This window comes from Streptomyces sp. JH002 (genome assembly GCF_050916115.1).
GTDB lineage: Bacteria > Actinomycetota > Actinomycetes > Streptomycetales > Streptomycetaceae > Streptomyces > Streptomyces xiamenensis.
Genome location: NZ_CP087989.1, coordinates 3519143 through 3535079, shown reverse-complemented (window position 1 = coordinate 3535079; position 15937 = coordinate 3519143). Strand labels below are relative to the sequence as shown.

Annotated in this window: 14 protein-coding genes; 7 read left to right on the top strand and 7 right to left on the bottom strand. The window is 72.5% G+C overall.

The genetic code is table 11. From position 1 onward, the window contains the following. Window positions 1-125: 125 nt before the first annotated feature. Window positions 126-974, bottom strand: a complete 849-nt coding sequence (locus H7827_RS16060) for an oxidoreductase (RefSeq protein ID WP_432746006.1) — start codon at window positions 972-974, stop codon at window positions 126-128. 58 nt (window positions 975-1032) lie between these two features. On the opposite strand from H7827_RS16060, the gene H7827_RS16055 reads away from it, so the two are divergent. Then, the gene (locus tag H7827_RS16055; RefSeq protein WP_375878285.1) at window positions 1033-2025 is read left to right on the top strand and encodes an ATP-binding protein; all 993 of its coding nucleotides are present in this window, start codon (window positions 1033-1035) and stop codon (window positions 2023-2025) included. Here H7827_RS16055 and H7827_RS16050 read toward each other — a convergent pair. Further along, window positions 2010-3347 (bottom strand): hypothetical protein, encoded by a 1338-nt coding sequence (locus tag H7827_RS16050; RefSeq protein WP_432746004.1) that lies wholly within the window; start codon window positions 3345-3347, stop codon window positions 2010-2012. The genes H7827_RS16055 and H7827_RS16050 overlap by 16 nt on opposite strands. A 268-nt stretch (window positions 3348-3615) precedes the next feature. On the opposite strand from H7827_RS16050, the gene H7827_RS16045 reads away from it, so the two are divergent. From H7827_RS16045 to H7827_RS16025, 5 genes are all read left to right on the top strand, one after another. Beyond that, window positions 3616-5949, top strand: coding sequence for a SulP family inorganic anion transporter (locus tag H7827_RS16045; RefSeq protein ID WP_386540809.1), 2334 nt, complete (start codon window positions 3616-3618; stop codon window positions 5947-5949). 195 nt (window positions 5950-6144) lie between these two features. Then, window positions 6145-8118, top strand: coding sequence for an acetate--CoA ligase (gene acs / locus H7827_RS16040; protein ID WP_432746001.1), 1974 nt, complete (start codon window positions 6145-6147; stop codon window positions 8116-8118). A 247-nt stretch (window positions 8119-8365) separates the two neighbouring features. After that, window positions 8366-8806: a phage holin family protein gene (locus H7827_RS16035; protein WP_030735420.1), complete on the top strand. Its 441-nt coding sequence runs from the start codon at window positions 8366-8368 to the stop codon at window positions 8804-8806. Further along, a complete protein-coding gene (locus H7827_RS16030; protein ID WP_375878281.1) occupies window positions 8803-9741 on the top strand; it encodes an alpha/beta fold hydrolase in 939 nt (312 codons plus the stop codon). Before H7827_RS16035 ends, H7827_RS16030 begins: the two co-directional genes overlap by 4 nt. Before the next feature lie 96 nt (window positions 9742-9837). After that, a complete protein-coding gene (locus H7827_RS16025) occupies window positions 9838-10029 on the top strand; it encodes a hypothetical protein (protein ID WP_078635671.1) in 192 nt (63 codons plus the stop codon). Window positions 10030-10182: 153 nt separating this feature from the next. Here H7827_RS16025 and H7827_RS16020 read toward each other — a convergent pair whose 3' ends face one another. The 3 genes from H7827_RS16020 to nth form a co-directional block, all read right to left on the bottom strand. Continuing rightward, window positions 10183-11382, bottom strand: coding sequence for a MarP family serine protease (locus H7827_RS16020; protein ID WP_386538512.1), 1200 nt, complete (start codon window positions 11380-11382; stop codon window positions 10183-10185). Window positions 11383-11410: 28 nt separating this feature from the next. Beyond that, window positions 11411-12109: an NUDIX hydrolase gene (locus tag H7827_RS16015; protein WP_386538510.1), complete on the bottom strand. Its 699-nt coding sequence runs from the start codon at window positions 12107-12109 to the stop codon at window positions 11411-11413. Window positions 12110-12217: 108 nt separating this feature from the next. Then, on the bottom strand, window positions 12218-13156 hold the full coding sequence (gene nth / locus H7827_RS16010; protein WP_432745998.1) for an endonuclease III: 939 nt from the start codon (window positions 13154-13156) through the stop codon (window positions 12218-12220). 255 nt (window positions 13157-13411) lie between these two features. Here nth and H7827_RS16005 point away from each other — a divergent pair, with 255 nt between their 5' ends. Continuing rightward, on the top strand, window positions 13412-14086 hold the full coding sequence (locus H7827_RS16005; protein ID WP_030735429.1) for a Crp/Fnr family transcriptional regulator: 675 nt from the start codon (window positions 13412-13414) through the stop codon (window positions 14084-14086). Between the two features lie 127 nt (window positions 14087-14213). Here H7827_RS16005 and H7827_RS16000 read toward each other — a convergent pair whose 3' ends face one another. Next, a complete protein-coding gene (locus tag H7827_RS16000) occupies window positions 14214-15077 on the bottom strand; it encodes an MBL fold metallo-hydrolase (protein WP_432745996.1) in 864 nt (287 codons plus the stop codon). After that, window positions 15074-15913, bottom strand: coding sequence for an NUDIX hydrolase (locus H7827_RS15995; RefSeq protein WP_432745994.1), 840 nt, complete (start codon window positions 15911-15913; stop codon window positions 15074-15076). Before H7827_RS15995 ends, H7827_RS16000 begins: the two co-directional genes overlap by 4 nt. Window positions 15914-15937: the final 24 nt, after the last annotated feature.

Below are 15937 nucleotides of genomic sequence, written 5' to 3'. Positions count from 1 at the left end.
GCGAGTCCCGCACCTGATCGGCTCAAACTGTCGCGCACGCACTGTTCACTCGGCGTTCGATGTCGGTCGGCGGCGCGGCGTCACAGCGGCGCCGCCGCTTCATGTCCCGGAGCCGGAACCCGGGCTCAGGCCGCTCCGCGCTGCAGAGCCTCGCAGACGGCCACCGACTCCCGTACTCCCAGTTCCACGGCGCGCCCGCAGTGCGCGATCCACTCCGCCATGCCCTGCGCCGTGCCGGAGGCGTAGCCGGCAAGGGCCTGGGCGTACGCCTCGGTTCCGGTCTCGGCGTGCCCGGCCTCCGCCGGGGCCACGCCCTTGGGGTCCAAGCCCGAGCCGAGCAGCACGATGCGCTGGGCGGCGCGCGCGACGAGGCCGTTGTGCGTGGTGAAGGGGCGCAGAGTGAGGAGTTCGCCGTGCACGACGGCCGCCGTGACCAGGGCCGGTGCGGCGGAGCCGGTCACCAGCAACTGGTTGAGGCCGTCCAGCCGGGCCGCCAGCTCTTCGGCGCCGGGCAGCGGGATCTGATCCTCCGCCAGCGCGGGCTCGGTGACCGTCTCGCCCGCCAGCCGGGGGCGGCCGATCGTCTCCCCCGGCGCCCCGTCCGGTGCTCCCCCGGAGGCGGCCAGCAGGTGCAGCCGGGCCAGTACGCGCAGCGGCGTCGCGCGCCACACCTCAAGCCAGCCGCCCGCCTCGGCGGTGACCCGCAGCGCGGCGCCGACCGTCCGGGCCTGGTCGCCGTCGCCGAAGTCCGTGCGCCGGCGTACCTCTTCCAGGGCCCAGTCGGCACCGGACAGGGCGGCGGAGCCGCGGGCGCCGCGCAGGGCTGCCTCGCCGGCGACCTCGGTGGCGCGGCGGCGCATCACCCGGTGGCCGTACAGCCGGTCGACGGCGGTACGGACGGAGGCCACCGTGTCGGGGACCCCGGGCAGTTCGGCCAGGGGGGTGAGGGGGTCGGCGGGGGTGTTGGCGTGCATGGTGCCGAAGCTTAGGGCTTGGCTCGCGAAGGGTCGCCGGGCCACTACGCTAATGAACATGAAGATCGCTTTCGTAGGCAAGGGCGGCAGCGGCAAGACCACGCTGTCCTCGCTGTTCATCCGGCATCTGGCGCACCGGGGGGTGCCGGTCACGGCGGTGGACGCCGACATCAATCAGCATCTGGGCCCGGCGCTCGGCCTGTCGGACGAGGAGGCGGCCGCGGTGCCGCCGCTGGGCGGGCGGCTGCCGCTGATCAAGGAGTACCTGCGCGGCGACAACCCGCGGATCCTGTCCGCCGAGACGATGATCAAGACGACGCCGCCCGGCGCCGGTTCACGGCTGTTGCGGCTCGACGAGGACAACCCGGTCTTCGCCGCCTGCGCGCGCACGGTGGAGCCCGTCGCGGGCGGGCGGCCCGTCCGGCTGCTGGCGACGGGGCCGTTCACCGAGGAGGACCTCGGCGTGGCCTGCTACCACTCCAAGACCGGGGCGGTGGAGCTGTGCCTGAACCACCTGGTGGACGGGCGCGAGGAGTACGTCGTGGTCGACATGACGGCCGGCAGCGACTCGTTCGCCTCGGGGATGTTCACCCGCTTCGACCTGACGTTCCTGGTGGTGGAGCCGACCCGCAAGGGGGTGTCGGTGTACCGCCAGTACCGGGAGTACGCGCGGGACTTCGGGGTGGCGCTGCGCGTCGTCGGGAACAAGGTGCTGGGCGCGGAGGACGAGGAGTTCCTGCGCGCGCACGTCGGCGACGATCTGCTGGTGACGCTGGGGCAGTCCGACTGGGTGCGGGCCCTGGAGCGCGGGGTGCGGCGGCCGTTCCCCGAGCTGGAGGAGGGCAACCGGGCGGCGCTGTCCGTCCTGCACCGCGAGGCGGACGCGGCATACGAGGGGCGGGACTGGGAGCGCTACACGCAGCAGATGGTGCACTTCCATCTGAAGAACGCCGCGAGCTGGGGCAACGAGCGCACCGGGGCCGACCTGGCGGCGCAGGTCGACCCCGGTTTCGTGCTGCGGGAGGAACGGGCGGCTCAGGCCGTCGGCTGAGTGTCCGGTTCGGTGGCCGGCTCGGCGGGTGTGGTCAGAAAGGTCTGCCAGCCCTCGGCCGGCTGCTCACCGACGTCCAGGGTGCGCAGCTTCTCCAGGACCTCCGGGTCCTGGGCGTCGAGCCAGTCGACGAGCTGCCGGAAGGAGACGCAGTGCACGTCCTCCTTCGGACACACTTCCTTGATCACTTCCTCGACGGCGTCCATGTACACGCCGCCGTTCCAGCTGTTGAAGTGGTTGCCGATGATCAGCGGGGCGCGGTTGCCGTTGTGGGCGCGGTCGAAGGCGGCGAGCAGGCCGTCGCGCATCTGGTTGCCCCAGGTGGTGTGCATGGCGGGGTCGCCGCTGCTGGGCCCTGACTGGTTGACCATGAAGTTGTAGTCCATGGACAGGGTTTCGAAGGAGCGGCCCGGCATGGGGACGGCCTGGAGGGGGACGTCCCAGATGCCGTCGGTCTGCTCGGGCCACACCTGCTTGCCGTTGCCGCTGGAGTCGTAGCGGAAGCCGAGTGCGCCGGCGGCCTCCAGGAGGGCGTCGCGGCCCTCCAGGCAGGGGGTGCGTCCGCCGACGAGTTCCTTGTCGTAGTCGAAGGGCAGGGGTTCGAGGTCGGTCCAGCCGGTGGTGGTCTTCCAGTTCTGCACCATCCACTTGGCCTGCTCGGTCTCACTGATCCAGTCCTGGGCGGACCAGCTGTCGACGCCGGAGGGGCCGCAGAAGTGGCCGTTGAAGTGGGTGCCGATCTCGCTGCCGTCCAGCCAGGCGCCCCGCACCTGTTCGAGGGTGGCGGCGATGTTCTCGTCCTTGAGGTAGCCGATGTCGGAGGCGCCGGCGGAGTGGCCGGGCGGCTGGTACGCCATGCGTTCGGCCTCGGGCAGCAGGTAGACGCCGGAGAGGAAGTACGTCATGTGCGCGTCGTACTCGCGGCCGATCTCGCGGAACCGGGAGAAGAGTCTGTTGCTGTCCTCGCCGGCGCCGTCCCACGAAAAGACGACGAACTGCGGGGGTGTCTCGCCCGGTTCGAGCCGGGTCACGTCGGGCTGGTGGGGCTGGGTTCCGGTGAACGCGGTGGAACCGTCGCCGATCAGCTGCGGGGCGATCTTGGCGGGGGCGTCGCGGGCGGCGGCGCCCTCTTCCTCGCCCGTGCGGTCGGCGGCTGTGCCGGAACTGCCGCCGTCGCCGCTTCCGCAGCCGCTCAGGCCGAGCACCAGGGCGGTGAGCACCGCGGTGCCCGTCACCGCCCCCGACCTTCCGCGCCGTGTGTGCCGTGTGCGCCGCGCGCCCCGTGGATCGCGCGTGCCGCCTGTGCCGCGTGTGACCGCCATCGGTCCTCCCGCCGTACTGAGTGCCTGGTGGCCGGGGTGGTCCGACCTGGACTCAACCTCTCCGTAAATCCGGTGAGATGTTTGTACGACAAGCGGCTTTTATGATTACTTCACTCAATAGGCGGAACTTGTCCGCTGATCGGGGATCTGCTCTAGAAACTCGCTTTACGCGGCATTACTCTTCGTTTACCAATGCTTGAGAGTAGTCATACCGTCACCAAGCGTGGCTGCTCTCGGTTCTGAACACTGGACCTGGACGGAGACGGAAATGTCCGCCTGCGCCCCCGCGCCCACCTCATCCACCTCACCCCCTTCCCCTCCACCGCCCGCGAGCGGACGCCGCCCCGTGCTGCGCGCCGATCTGCCGGCCTCGATCTCGGTCTTCCTGATCGCGCTGCCCCTCTCCCTGGGCATCGCCCTGGCCACCGGAGCCCCGCTCCAGGCCGGGCTGGTGGCCGCCGCCGTCGGCGGGATCGTCGTCGGCTGGCTGGGCGGTGCCCCACTCCAGGTGAGCGGCCCCGCCGCCGGCCTCACGGTGGTCACCGCCGAGCTGATCATCCAGTACGGCTGGCGCGTCACCTGCGCCATCACGGCACTGGCCGGGCTCGCCCAACTCGGCCTGTCCGCACTGCGGGTGGCCAGAGCCGCCCTGGTGGTGAGCCCCGCCATCGTGCACGGGATGCTCGCCGGCATCGGCATCACCATCGCGCTCGCCCAGCTCCACATCGTCCTGGGCGGCAGCCCGGAGAGCGAAGCGCTGGCCAACCTCACCCAGCTCCCCGGCCAGTTGGCGCAGCCGCACACCACCTCGCTGCTGATCGGCGCGCTCACGGTGGCCGTGCTGCTGCTGTGGCCCCGGCTGCCCGGCCGGGCCGGCGGCACCGTACGCAAGGCGTTCCCCGCCGCGCTGGCCGCCGTCACCCTGGCCACCGTGCTGACCTGGGCCACCTCGGCCGGGGTCGAACGGGTCGACCTGCCCTCCTGGAGCAGCCACGCGCTGCCGCAGATGCCCGAGGGCCCGGTGCTGGGCCTGATCGCCGCCGTGCTCACCATCACCCTGGTGGCGAGCGTCGAGTCGCTCCTGTCGGCCGTCGCGGTGGACAAGCTGGCCGCGGCGCGGCAGCGACAGGGCGGGCCGCGGGTGCCCAAGGCGAACCTGGACCGGGAGCTGCGCGGACAGGGCGCGGCCAACCTGCTCTCCGGATCGCTGGGCGGGCTGCCGGTCACCGGGGTCGCGGTGCGCAGCGCGGCCAATGTGGCGGCCGGGGCCATGACCCGCTGGTCCTCGATACTGCACGGCTGCTGGGTGCTGCTGTCCGCCGGGCTGCTCGTCGCCCTGTTGGAGGAGATCCCGCTCACCACCCTCGCCGCGCTGGTGATGGTGGTCGGCATCCAGATGGTCAACATCACCCACATCCGCACCGTCACCCGGCACCGGGAGGTGGTGGTGTACGCGGCCACCGCCCTCGGGGTGGCGCTGCTGGGCGTGCTGGAAGGGGTGGCGATCGGCATCGCGATGGCGGTGGCCATCGCGCTGCACCGGCTCACCCAGACCCGGATCAGCCAGGAGCGGCGGCCCGACGGCAGCCACCTGGTGCGGGTACGCGGTCAGTTGACGTTCCTCGCGGTTCCCCGGCTCAGCCGGGCGCTGGCCCAGGTCCCCGAGAACGCCCCGGCCTCGGTGGAGCTGGACGGGTCCTTCATGGACCACGCCGCGTACGAGACGCTGCACGACTGGCGCACCGCGCACATCGCGCACGGGGCGGCGGTGGAGATCACCGGGCGCTCCGGCCAGGTGGTGGCCGAGCCGGAGGCCTCCCACCGCTGCCGGCCCTGGACGCCGTGGCACAACCACCAGTGCACGGCCAGCCCGGCCCCCAAGGGCCAGGTGCCGGGCGGGCGGCGCGACGACGACCGGCTGATGGGCGGGGTGCGCAACTTCCAGCGGCACACCGCTCCCCTGGTGCGCAAGGAGCTGGCCAGGCTCGCCACCGAGGGGCAGCAGCCCGGGCAGCTCTTCGTGACCTGTGCCGACTCGCGGCTGGTCACCTCGATGATCACCTCCAGCGGTCCCGGCGACCTGTTCACCGTGCGCAACGTGGGCAATCTGGTGCCGTTGCCCGGCGCGGAGACCTCCGACGACTCCGTGGCCGCGGCCATCGAGTACGCGGTGACGGTGCTGCGCGTCCCGACCATCACCGTGTGCGGGCACTCGGGGTGCGGCGCGATGCAGGCGCTGCAGGCCACCGTGGACGGCGGGCTCGCCGTGCCGGGGGCCCACTCGCTCGGCCGGTGGCTGCGGCACGGCCGGCCCAGCGTGGCGCGGCTGACCGCGCCGGACGACGCGCGGCCGATGCTGGCCGGGCGGCCGGCGGCCGACGAGTTGGAGACGCTGTGCCTGGCCAATGTGGTGCAGCAGCTGGACCATCTGGCCCAGCACCCGTGCGTGGCACAGCGGCTCGCCGAGGGTTCCCTGGCGCTGCGCGGGATGTACTTCCATGTCGGTGAGGCACAGGCCTATGTGCTGGAGCACGAAGGGAGCGCCCCGATGGCGGGCCCGCCGGTGTTCACCCCGGTACGGCCCGATGTCCTGACGGCCTGACGGCCAGGTCGCCCGCCGCGGGACCGGCGGCGGGCGGCACGCGGCGGGCGGTCCCCACCGGTCTCCGGAACCGTTCGGCGCCGGGTGGGGACCGTTCGCCGCACTCGGGGGGCATTCCCTTGTCAAAGGGACGTGGTGCTGATGGGGTGTGCCCTGGGACACAGCAGTGGGACCACGCCGCAAGGGAGCTGGACTGTGGGTAACGAGAGCCTGGTCAATCTCATGACGGAGGAGCGGAGGTTCGCTCCCCCCGCCGAGGTGGCCGCCGACGCCAATGTCACCGCCGGGGCGTACGCCGAGGCCGCCGAGGACCGGCTGGGGTTCTGGGCCGAGCAGGCGCGCCGGCTGAGCTGGCAGAACGAGCCGACCGAGGTGCTCGACTGGTCCAATCCGCCGTTCGCCAAGTGGTTCGCGGACGGCAAGCTGAACGTCGCCTACAACTGCGTGGACCGGCACGTCGAGGCCGGGAACGGCGACCGGGTCGCCATCCACTTCGAGGGTGAGCCGGGCGACTCACGGTCCCTCACCTACGCCGAGCTGCTGCGCGAGGTCTCACAGGCGGCGCACGCGCTCACCGAGCTGGGCGTCCAAGCGGGCGACCGGGTCGCCATCTACCTGCCGATGATCCCCGAGACCGTCGTCGCCATGCTGGCCTGCGCGCGGATCGGCGCCCCGCACTCCGTGGTCTTCGGGGCGTTCTCCGCCGACGCGCTCGCCGCCCGCATCGAGGACGCCGACGCCAAGGTGGTCATCACCTCCGACGGCGGCTACCGCCGGGGCGCGCCCTCCGCGCTCAAGCCCGCCGTGGACGAGGCCCTCACCCGTCCCGGTGTGGCCGGCCGGGTGCGCAACGTCCTGGTGGTGCGCCGCACCGGCCAGGACATCCCCTGGCAGGAGGGCCGCGACCTGTGGTGGCACGAGGTGACGGAGCGCCAGCCCGCCGAGCACACCCCGCAGGCGTTCGACGCCGAGCACCCGCTGTTCATCCTCTACACCTCCGGCACCACCGGGAAGCCCAAGGGCATCCTGCACACCACCGGCGGCTACCTCACCCAGATCACCTACACCCATCACGCGGTCTTCGACCTCAAGCCGGAGACCGACGTGTACTGGTGCACGGCCGACGTCGGCTGGGTGACCGGGCACTCGTACATCGTGTACGGACCGCTGTCCAACGGCGCGACCGAGGTGCTGTACGAGGGCACCCCCAACACCCCGCACAACGGCCGGTGGTGGGAGATCGTGCAGAAGTACGGCGTCACCCTCCTCTACACCGCGCCCACCGCGATCCGCACCTGCATGAAGTGGGGCGACGACATCCCCGCGCAGTTCGACCTGAGCAGCCTGCGGATCCTGGGCTCGGTCGGTGAGCCGATCAACCCCGAGGCGTGGATCTGGTACCGCAAGCACATCGGTGCCGACCGCACCCCCGTGGTCGACACCTGGTGGCAGACCGAGACCGGCGGCATCATGATCAGCCCGCTGCCCGGGGTGACGGTCGCCAAGCCCGGCTCGGCACAAGTCCCGCTGCCCGGCATCTCGGCCACCGTGCTGGACGACGAGGGCAACGAGGTGCCCAACGGATCCGGCGGCTACCTGGCGCTCACCGAGCCGTGGCCGTCCATGCTGCGCACCATCTGGGGCGATGACCAGCGCTATCTGGACACCTACTGGTCGCGTTTCCCCGGCCGCTACTTCGCCGGTGACGGTGCCAAGAAGGACGACGACGGCGACATCTGGCTGCTGGGCCGGGTCGACGACGTGATGCTGGTGTCCGGCCACAACATCTCCACCACCGAGGTCGAGTCCGCGCTCGTCTCCCACCCCCGGATCGCGGAGGCGGCCGTGGTGGGCGCCACGGATCCGACGACCACGCAGGCGATCTGCGCGTTCGTCATCCTGCGCGGCGCGGTGGACTCCTCCGACGAGGACGGCGCCCTGGTCGAGGAGCTGCGACAGCACGTGGCCCGGGTGCTGGGGCCGATCGCGAAGCCGCAGCGCATCCTGCCGGTGGACGAACTGCCCAAGACCCGCTCCGGGAAGATCATGCGCCGGCTGCTGCGCGATGTCGCGGAGAACCGTGAGCTGGGCGACATGACCACCCTGACCGACTCCGCGGTGATGGATCTGATCCAGGCCAAGCTCCCCGGGGCCGCCCGCGACGAGTGACCCACCCCGTATCCGAGCGACGCGCGAGGGCGTCCGGCGACCCGCCGGGCGCCCTCGCGCGTGTGGGGCGCCCTGTCCCGCATACCATGCAGGGGGGCCGAACGAGTGGGGGCGGGGCGGCTGTGATCACTCCCCAGGGCTACGACAGGGCGTCAAACGGCCGCTCGGGCGGCGTCGGCGCACCACGCGCACTACTGTCACACACAGCAACGGCACGAGCCTCCTGGAGAGGGAAGAGGGGAACGCGATGAGCGACGCAGCCGACGAGGGCCGCAGCCTGCGAGAGCTGGTCGCCTCGGCCACCGACGATCTCACCGGACTGGTGCATGACGAGATCGCGCTGGCCAAGGCCGAGATCAGGCAGGACGTCCAGCGCGTGAAACTGGGCGGTGTCGTGGGTGTCATCGCCGGCGTCCTGGCGCTGGTGGCGCTGCCGCTGCTGGCGATCGCCCTGGCGTTCTGGATCCGCGCCTGGTGGGGTGCCCCGCCGGCCATCGCCTTCCTCGTCACGGCGGGTGTCTTCCTGCTGATCGCGGGGATCTTCGCCGCGCTGGCGGCGGCCAAGTTCAAGCGGATCTCCCCGCCGGAACGGTCCATCCGTTCGGCCAAGGAGTCCGCGTCCGTGCTGTCCGGGGTACGGCCGCACCCGCGGGCCGCCGCGAACGGCAAGGCCGGCACGCCCGTATGAGCTCCGAGGGACACTCCGAGGCCCGTTCCGCGGTCGTGTTGCGCGACGGGCCGTGGACGCACCGCCATGTGGCGGCCAACGGCGCCAGATTCCACATCGCCGAGCAGGGTGATGGCCCGCTCGTCCTGCTGGTGCACGGCTTCCCGCAGTTCTGGTGGACCTGGCGGCATCAGATCAGCGCACTGGCGGAGGCCGGCTACCGGGCGGTCGCGATGGATCTGCGCGGCGTCGGCGGCTCCGACCGCACTCCGCGCGGCTACGACCCGGCCAATCTCGCCCTGGACGTCACCGGCGTGATCCGCTCCCTCGGGGAGCCGGACGCCGCGCTGGTGGGCCACGATCTGGGCGGCTATCTGGCGTGGACGGCGGCCGTGATGCGGCCCAAGCTGGTCCGGCGGCTGGTCGTCGCGTCGATGCCGCATCCGCGCAGCTGGCGCTCGGCGCTGCTGCGCGACCCGAAGCAGACGCTGGCCAGCGGTTCGGTGTGGGGCTTCCAGCGCCCCTGGCTGCCGGAGCGGCAGCTGATCGCGGACGACGCGGCGGCGGTCGGCACGATGCTCACCGAGTGGTCCGGGCCGCGGCAGCCGGAGCCGGAGACGGTCCGCGTGTACCGGCAGGCGATGACGATCCCGTCGACGGCGCACTGCGCCATAGAGCCGTACCGGTGGATGGTGCGTTCCATCGCCCGCCCGGACGGCATCCAGTTCAACCGGCGGATGAAGCGGCCGGTGCTGGTGCCCACGCTGCATCTGCACGGCTCGCTCGACCCGGTGCTGCGCACGCGCAGTTCGGCGGGGTCCGGGGAGTACGTGGAGGCCCCGTACCGGTGGCGGCTGTTCGACGGTCTGGGGCATTTCCCGCACGAGGAGGATCCGGTGGCGTTCAGCACCGAACTCATCGACTGGCTGAAGGACCCCGAGCCCGACCGCCGCTGACGGCCCGTGCCCTCCGCGCACACATGCCTGGCGCATAGTCCGATTCCCCGGCCACCGGGAGGTTACTGACCTTGGGGCCCGGGCAGGGAGCCCAGTATGGGCTGGACGCACGACTACCGTGACGTGGCACGTAATCGCAGCGGCAAAGGAGCCGCCGCTCGGGCGCCGGGCAGCGCCGTGCGGCGGTTTCCGGGGGGTGGTTTCCCGGATCCGCCGATCGGCTTTCCGCATATCCTGCGCCGTCGGGCCCGCTGGGTCGGCGCGCGCCTGCGGCATCCGCGAAGCTAGCAACAGGCGGCCTGACTCCGGAGTGACGGACGGCGGCGCGCGGGTGCGCGGCCCGCCCGCCCGGACCCGGGAACAGCACGGCGGAAGAACAGCGCCACCCGCCGGGGCCCGTGGGCCCGGGGCGGGGACGGGAGCGGGCGGGTGCGCCCGGTATCACATCGCGCAGTTCTGGCTGTCCACGGGCGCCGTGGCGGTCATGCCGCGCTCGATGGTGTCCTCGATCTCCTCCAGGGTGAGCGCGTACCCGGTGTTGTCGTCGTCCAGGGACTTGGCGAACACCAGGCCGTACACCTCGCCCTCCGGGGTGAGCAGCGGGCCGCCCGAGTTGCCCTGCCTGACCATCGAGTACAGCGAGTAGACGTCGCGGCTCACGGTGCCCCGGCGGTAGATGTCGGGGCCGTTGGCGGTGAAGCGCTCGCGCACCCGGGCCGGCCGTACGTCGAAGGGGCCGCTCTCCGGGAAGCCGGCGATGACGGCGTCGTCGCCCGAGAGCGCGTCGCGGTCGCTGAACTCCAGCGGCGGCGCGTCGAGCCCCGGCACGTCCAGGATGGCCACGTCGGACTCCCAGTCGTAGAGCACGACCCGGCCGTCGTACAGCTTGCCCTCGCCCCTGATCTGCACGGTGGGCTCGGTGACCCCGCCCACCACGTGGGCGTTGGTCATCACCTTGTCCTCGGCGAAGACGAAGCCGCTGCCCTCCAGGACCTTGCCGCAGCCGGACGCGGTGCCCGAGACACGGACGATGGAGCCGGCCGCCTGCTCGATGACGGGGCTGCCGGCCAGTGCCGGGTCGGGCGGATCGACGCGGGTGATCGGCTCGTTGGTGAACGGGGCGAAGACCTGCGGGAAGCCGTGCTGGGCGAGAATGGCCGAAAAGTCATTCATCCAGGTTCCGGCCTCGACCGGCATCACCTGCGAGACGCCCAGCAGCACCCGGGAGGTGCGTACTTCGCGCCCCAGGGTGGGCAGGGTGGTGGTGGCCAGCGCGGAGCCGATCAGCCAGGCGACCAGCAGCATGGCCATCACGTTGACGAGCGCGCCGCCGGTGGCGTCCAGCGCCCTGGCCGGTGACCAGGTGATGTGGCGGCGCAGCTTGTTGCCGAGGTGGGTGGTGAGTGCCTGGCCCGAGCAGGCACACACGATGACGATGACGACCGCCACGATGACGCCTATCGGCCCGGGTTCGGCGCCGGAGCTGATCCGGTTCCAGATCACGGGGAGGATGTAGAGGGCGATGAGTCCGCCCCCCAGGAACCCGGCGACGGACAGTATCCCCACGACGAAGCCCTGCCGGTAGCCCACGACCGCGAACCACACGGCGGCCAGCAGCAGCAGCACGTCGAGCATATTCATGCCCGACACGCTCTCACGTATGGGCAGTTCATGCCCCGGGAGCCAGAGGTATCTCCCGATCGGCGTCCCAGGGAAGCTCCCAGCCGGCGAAATGCAGGACCCGGTCGATCACCCCGGCGGTGAACCCCCACACCAGGGTGTCGCCGACCAGGAAGCACGGACCGCGGTAGCCGGAGGGGTGCACCGCGCTGCGGCGCCGTGCCGGGTCGGCCAGTTCGGAGACCGGCACGGTGAACACCCGGGCCGTCTCGGCCGGGTCGACCGGTGTCACCGGCGTCGGCTCGCGCCACCAGCCCAGGACGGGGGTGACGGTGAAGTCGGAGACCGGGATGTACAGCCGGGGCAGCACGGCGAAGATCCGTACCCCGGCCGGGTCGAGGCCGGTCTCCTCCTCGGCCTCGCGCAGGGCGGCGCGCAGCGGGCCCTGGCCGGCCGGGTCGCCGTCCTCCGGGTCGAGGGCCCCGCCGGGGAAGGACGCCTGGCCGGCGTGGGTGCGCAGGCTGGAGGCGCGTTCGAGCAGCAGCAGCTCGGGGCCGTGCGGCCCGGAGCCGAACAGCACGAGGACGGCGGAGGGCCGCCCGCCGTGCGGCGGCGGCAGCCAGCGGCTGAGCTGCCCGGCCCGCAGGGTCACGGCCACCTCCGCCAGCGGCTCCAGCCAGGACGGCAGCCCCTCGGCGCTCACCCGCACCGGCGGTGGCTCGGCGCGGCGGGCGTCGCGCGGGGTCATGGAGGAATCCCTTCGCTGGCGGCGGGTGGCGCTGATGCCTCGGTCGGTGGGGAGCGGCGGTGTGGCGGGCCGCGGTGGAGCGGGGGGCAGCGGTACGGGGAGGGCCGCTCAGCCGGCCGGCTCGCCGCCGGCCGCCGGGGCGGGCTTGCCCGGGTAGTCGGCCGGCGGCTTCAGCCGCTGCCCCGGATAGCCGCCCATCTCGTACTTGAGCAGCTTCTTCGCCTTCTCCGGGTCGGTCTCGCCCTCCCCGAAGGAGGGGCACAGGTGCGCGATCGGGCAGGCGCCGCAGGCGGGCTTGCGGCTGTGGCAGATCCGGCGGCCGTGGAAGATGACCCGGTGCGAGAGCATCGTCCAGTCCTTCTTCGGGAAGATCGCCCCGACCTCGGCCTCGATCTTGTCCGGGTCGGTCTGCTCGGTCCACTTCCAGCGCCGCACCAGCCGCTGGAAGTGGGTGTCGACCGTTATCCCCGGCTTGCCGAAGGCGTTGCCGAGCACCACGTGGGCGGTCTTGCGGCCGACGCCGGGCAGCGAGACGAGGTCCTCCAGGCGGCCGGGCACCTCGCCGTCGAAGCGGTCGCGCAGGGCCGTGGACAGTCCTATCAGCGACTTGGTCTTGTTGCGGAAGAAGCCGGTGGGGCGGATCAGCTCCTCCACGTCGGCCGGGTCGGCGTCCGCCATCGCCGCCGGGGTGGGGTAGGCGGCGAACAGCCGGGGGGTGGTCTGGTTCACCCGCAGGTCGGTGGTCTGTGCGGACAGCACGGTGGCGACCAGCAGCTCGAACGGGTTCTCGAAGTCGAGCTCGGGGTGTGCGTAGTAGTACACCTCGGCCAGCTCGCGGTTGATCCTGCGGGCCCGGCGCACCATGGCCGTACGGCTCTCCGGCTTCGCCTGCTTCGTCCGCTTCGCGGGGGTGGCGGCTGCGCCCGCCCCGGCGGATCCTCCCGACGCCGCCGGCCCGCCCGCACGGCTGCGCGCGGGCTTTCGTACCGGTTTCGCCGACCCGGCCGCCCCGCGTTCGCCATCAGCGGAATTCGCCGTCGCGTTCACCCTCCCGGCCTCTCTTCCTGGTCTCTCCGGGTGGCCCAGCCCCGTACGTGCACAGGGCCGTTGGCCACCCGGCCAGCGTAAACGGCCACGCCGACAATCGTGGGGCGCTCGCCCCATACGTCACCCGAATCAGCCCCTGGCGCTGTCCGGGCTTTCCCGGTAAGTCAAACTTGTGACTGATAGCACTGCTGTGGTGTCCGGCATGATGAGGGGTGCATGACCCTTCACGGCCTGGCCGACAAGGAGAGAGAACTCGTGGACGACGTTCTGCGGCGCGCCCCGCTCTTCGCGGCGCTCGATGACGAGCAGGCCGCTGAGCTGCGCGGCTCCATGACCGAGATCACCCTGGCCCGGGGTGAGACCCTCTTCCATGAGGGCGATCCGGGCGACCGTCTGTATGTCGTCACCGAGGGCAAGGTCAAGCTGCACCGCACCTCGCCCGACGGCCGCGAGAACATGCTGGCCGTGCTGGGCGCCGGTGAGCTGATCGGCGAGCTGTCCCTGTTCGACCCGGGCCCGCGCACCGCCACCGCCACGGCGCTGACCGAGGTGCGGCTGCTCGGTCTGGGCCACGGCGACCTCCAGCCCTGGCTGAACGTACGGCCCGAGGTCGCGGCGGCGCTGCTGCGTGCGGTGGCCCGCCGGCTGCGCCGTACCAACGACAACATGTCCGACCTGGTCTTCTCGGACGTTCCCGGCCGGGTCGCCAAGGCGCTGCTGGATCTGTCGCGGCGCTTCGGGGTGCAGTCGGACGAGGGCATCCACGTGGTGCACGACCTCACCCAGGAGGAGCTGGCCCAGCTGGTGGGTGCCTCCCGGGAGACCGTCAACAAGGCGCTGGCCGACTTCGCCGCCCGTGGCTGGCTGCGGCTGGAGGCCCGGGCCGTGATCCTGCTGGACATCGAGCGGCTGGCGCGCCGCTCCCGCTGACCCGGACCCGGACCCGGATACAAATCCAGATCCGGACCTGCTGAGCACATCGGCACACCCCTCGCGGGTGGCCGGTGTGCTTTTTCATGCCCCCGGCCGAGCGCGGCGCGGGTGCCGGCGGGCCTCCCTACTCGGGCGGGGCGTCGTCCGGGGCGTCCGGCGGGATCAGCCCGTGCTCGCGCAGATATTGCAGCTGCGCGAGGACGGAGAGTTCGGCGGCCGGCCACACGGCGCGGTCCACGTCCGCGTACACGTGGGCGACGATCTCGGGCGCGGTGCGGTAGCCGTCCTCGACCGCGTTCTCCACCTCGGCCAGGCGCTTGGCGCGGTGCACGAGGTAGTAGTCGATGACGCCCAGGGCGTCGCGCAGCACCGGGCCGTGGCCGGGCAGTACGGTACGGACCCCCTCGTCCTCGGTCAGCCGGCGCATGGCGCGCAGCGAGTCGAGGTAGTCGCCGAGACGGCCGTCGGGGTGGGCGATGATCGTGGTGCCGCGGCCGAGCACGGTGTCGCCGGTGAGCAGCGCGTTGTCGGCGGGCAGCAGGAAGCACAGCGAGTCGGTGGTGTGCCCCGGGGTGCCGATGACGCGCAGCTCCAGGCCGCCCGCGGTGAGGACGTCCCCGGCGGCCAGTCCCTCGTCACCGAGGCGCAGCCGGGGATCGAGGGCGCGTACGGGGGCGCCGGTCAGCTCGGCGAACCGGGCGGCGCCGCCGCTGTGGTCCTGGTGGCCGTGGCTGAGCAGGGTGTACGCCACCCGGCGTCCGGCCCGCTCGACGGTTTCGGCGACCCGGCGCAGATGCGTCTCGTCCTCGGGGCCCGGGTCCAGGACGACGGCGCGGTCGGAGCCGGGTTCGGCGAGGATCCAGGTGTTGGTGCCGTCCAGGGTCATCGCCGAGGGGTTCGGCGCGAGCACGCAGGTGGCGCGCTCGGTGGCCGGGCCGGCCGGTGATCCGATCCGGGGCGCGCCGGGCAGCGCGGTCGCGTCGCTCATCTCTCCATCCGCCTTTCGAACTCGTCATGCCCAGGCCAGCTGAGCACAATCTGGTGGCCTTCGGTCCGCAGCCGTACGAGAACGGGCTCGACGGGCCCCACGGGCGTGGGGTGCGGGCCGGCGGCGAGCTGCCGGAGGGTGGCGACGGTCGGCGGCATCATCACCATCTCGCCGCGCGCGTAGCCGGCCAGGGCTTCGGCGGGCGACAGCCAGACGGTGCGGTCCGCCTCCGTCGAGGCGTTGCGGGTGCGCTGTCCCGCCGGGAGCGCGGCGCTGAAGAACCAGGTGTCGTAGCGGCGCGGCTCGAACTCGGGGGTGATCCAGCGGGCGCGGGCGGTGAGCAGATCGCTGCGCAGCACGAGGGAGCGGCGGGCGAGGAGCGCGGCGAGCGAGAGCTCGCGGGCGGCCAGGGCGGCGCGGTCGGCCTCCCAACCCGGGCCGGTGGTGTCGTCGGCGACGGTGTGGGGGTCGGGTCCGGCGAGCAGGACGCCCGACTCCTCGAAGGTCTCGCGGACGGCGGCGCACACGATGGCCTGCGCGCCGTCCGCGTCCACTCCGAGCCGCTCGGCCCACTCCTCACGCCCCGGTCCGGCCCAGGCCACCGCGTCGGCGGCGGCGTCCCGGGGATCGACACCACCGCCCGGGTAGGCGTACGCGCCGGCCGCGAACCCCATGGACAGCCGGCGCCGCAGCAGGAAGACCTGCGGCCCGCCCGGCCCCTCCCGCGTGAGCAGCACGGTGGCGGCCCGCCGGGGCACGGCGGGCGTGATCTCCCCGCGCACGAACTCACGCACCCGGCCCGCCCACTCCGCCGGAAACCACTGGCCGTTTCCCATGCCGGGATGCTATCCGGGACGGGT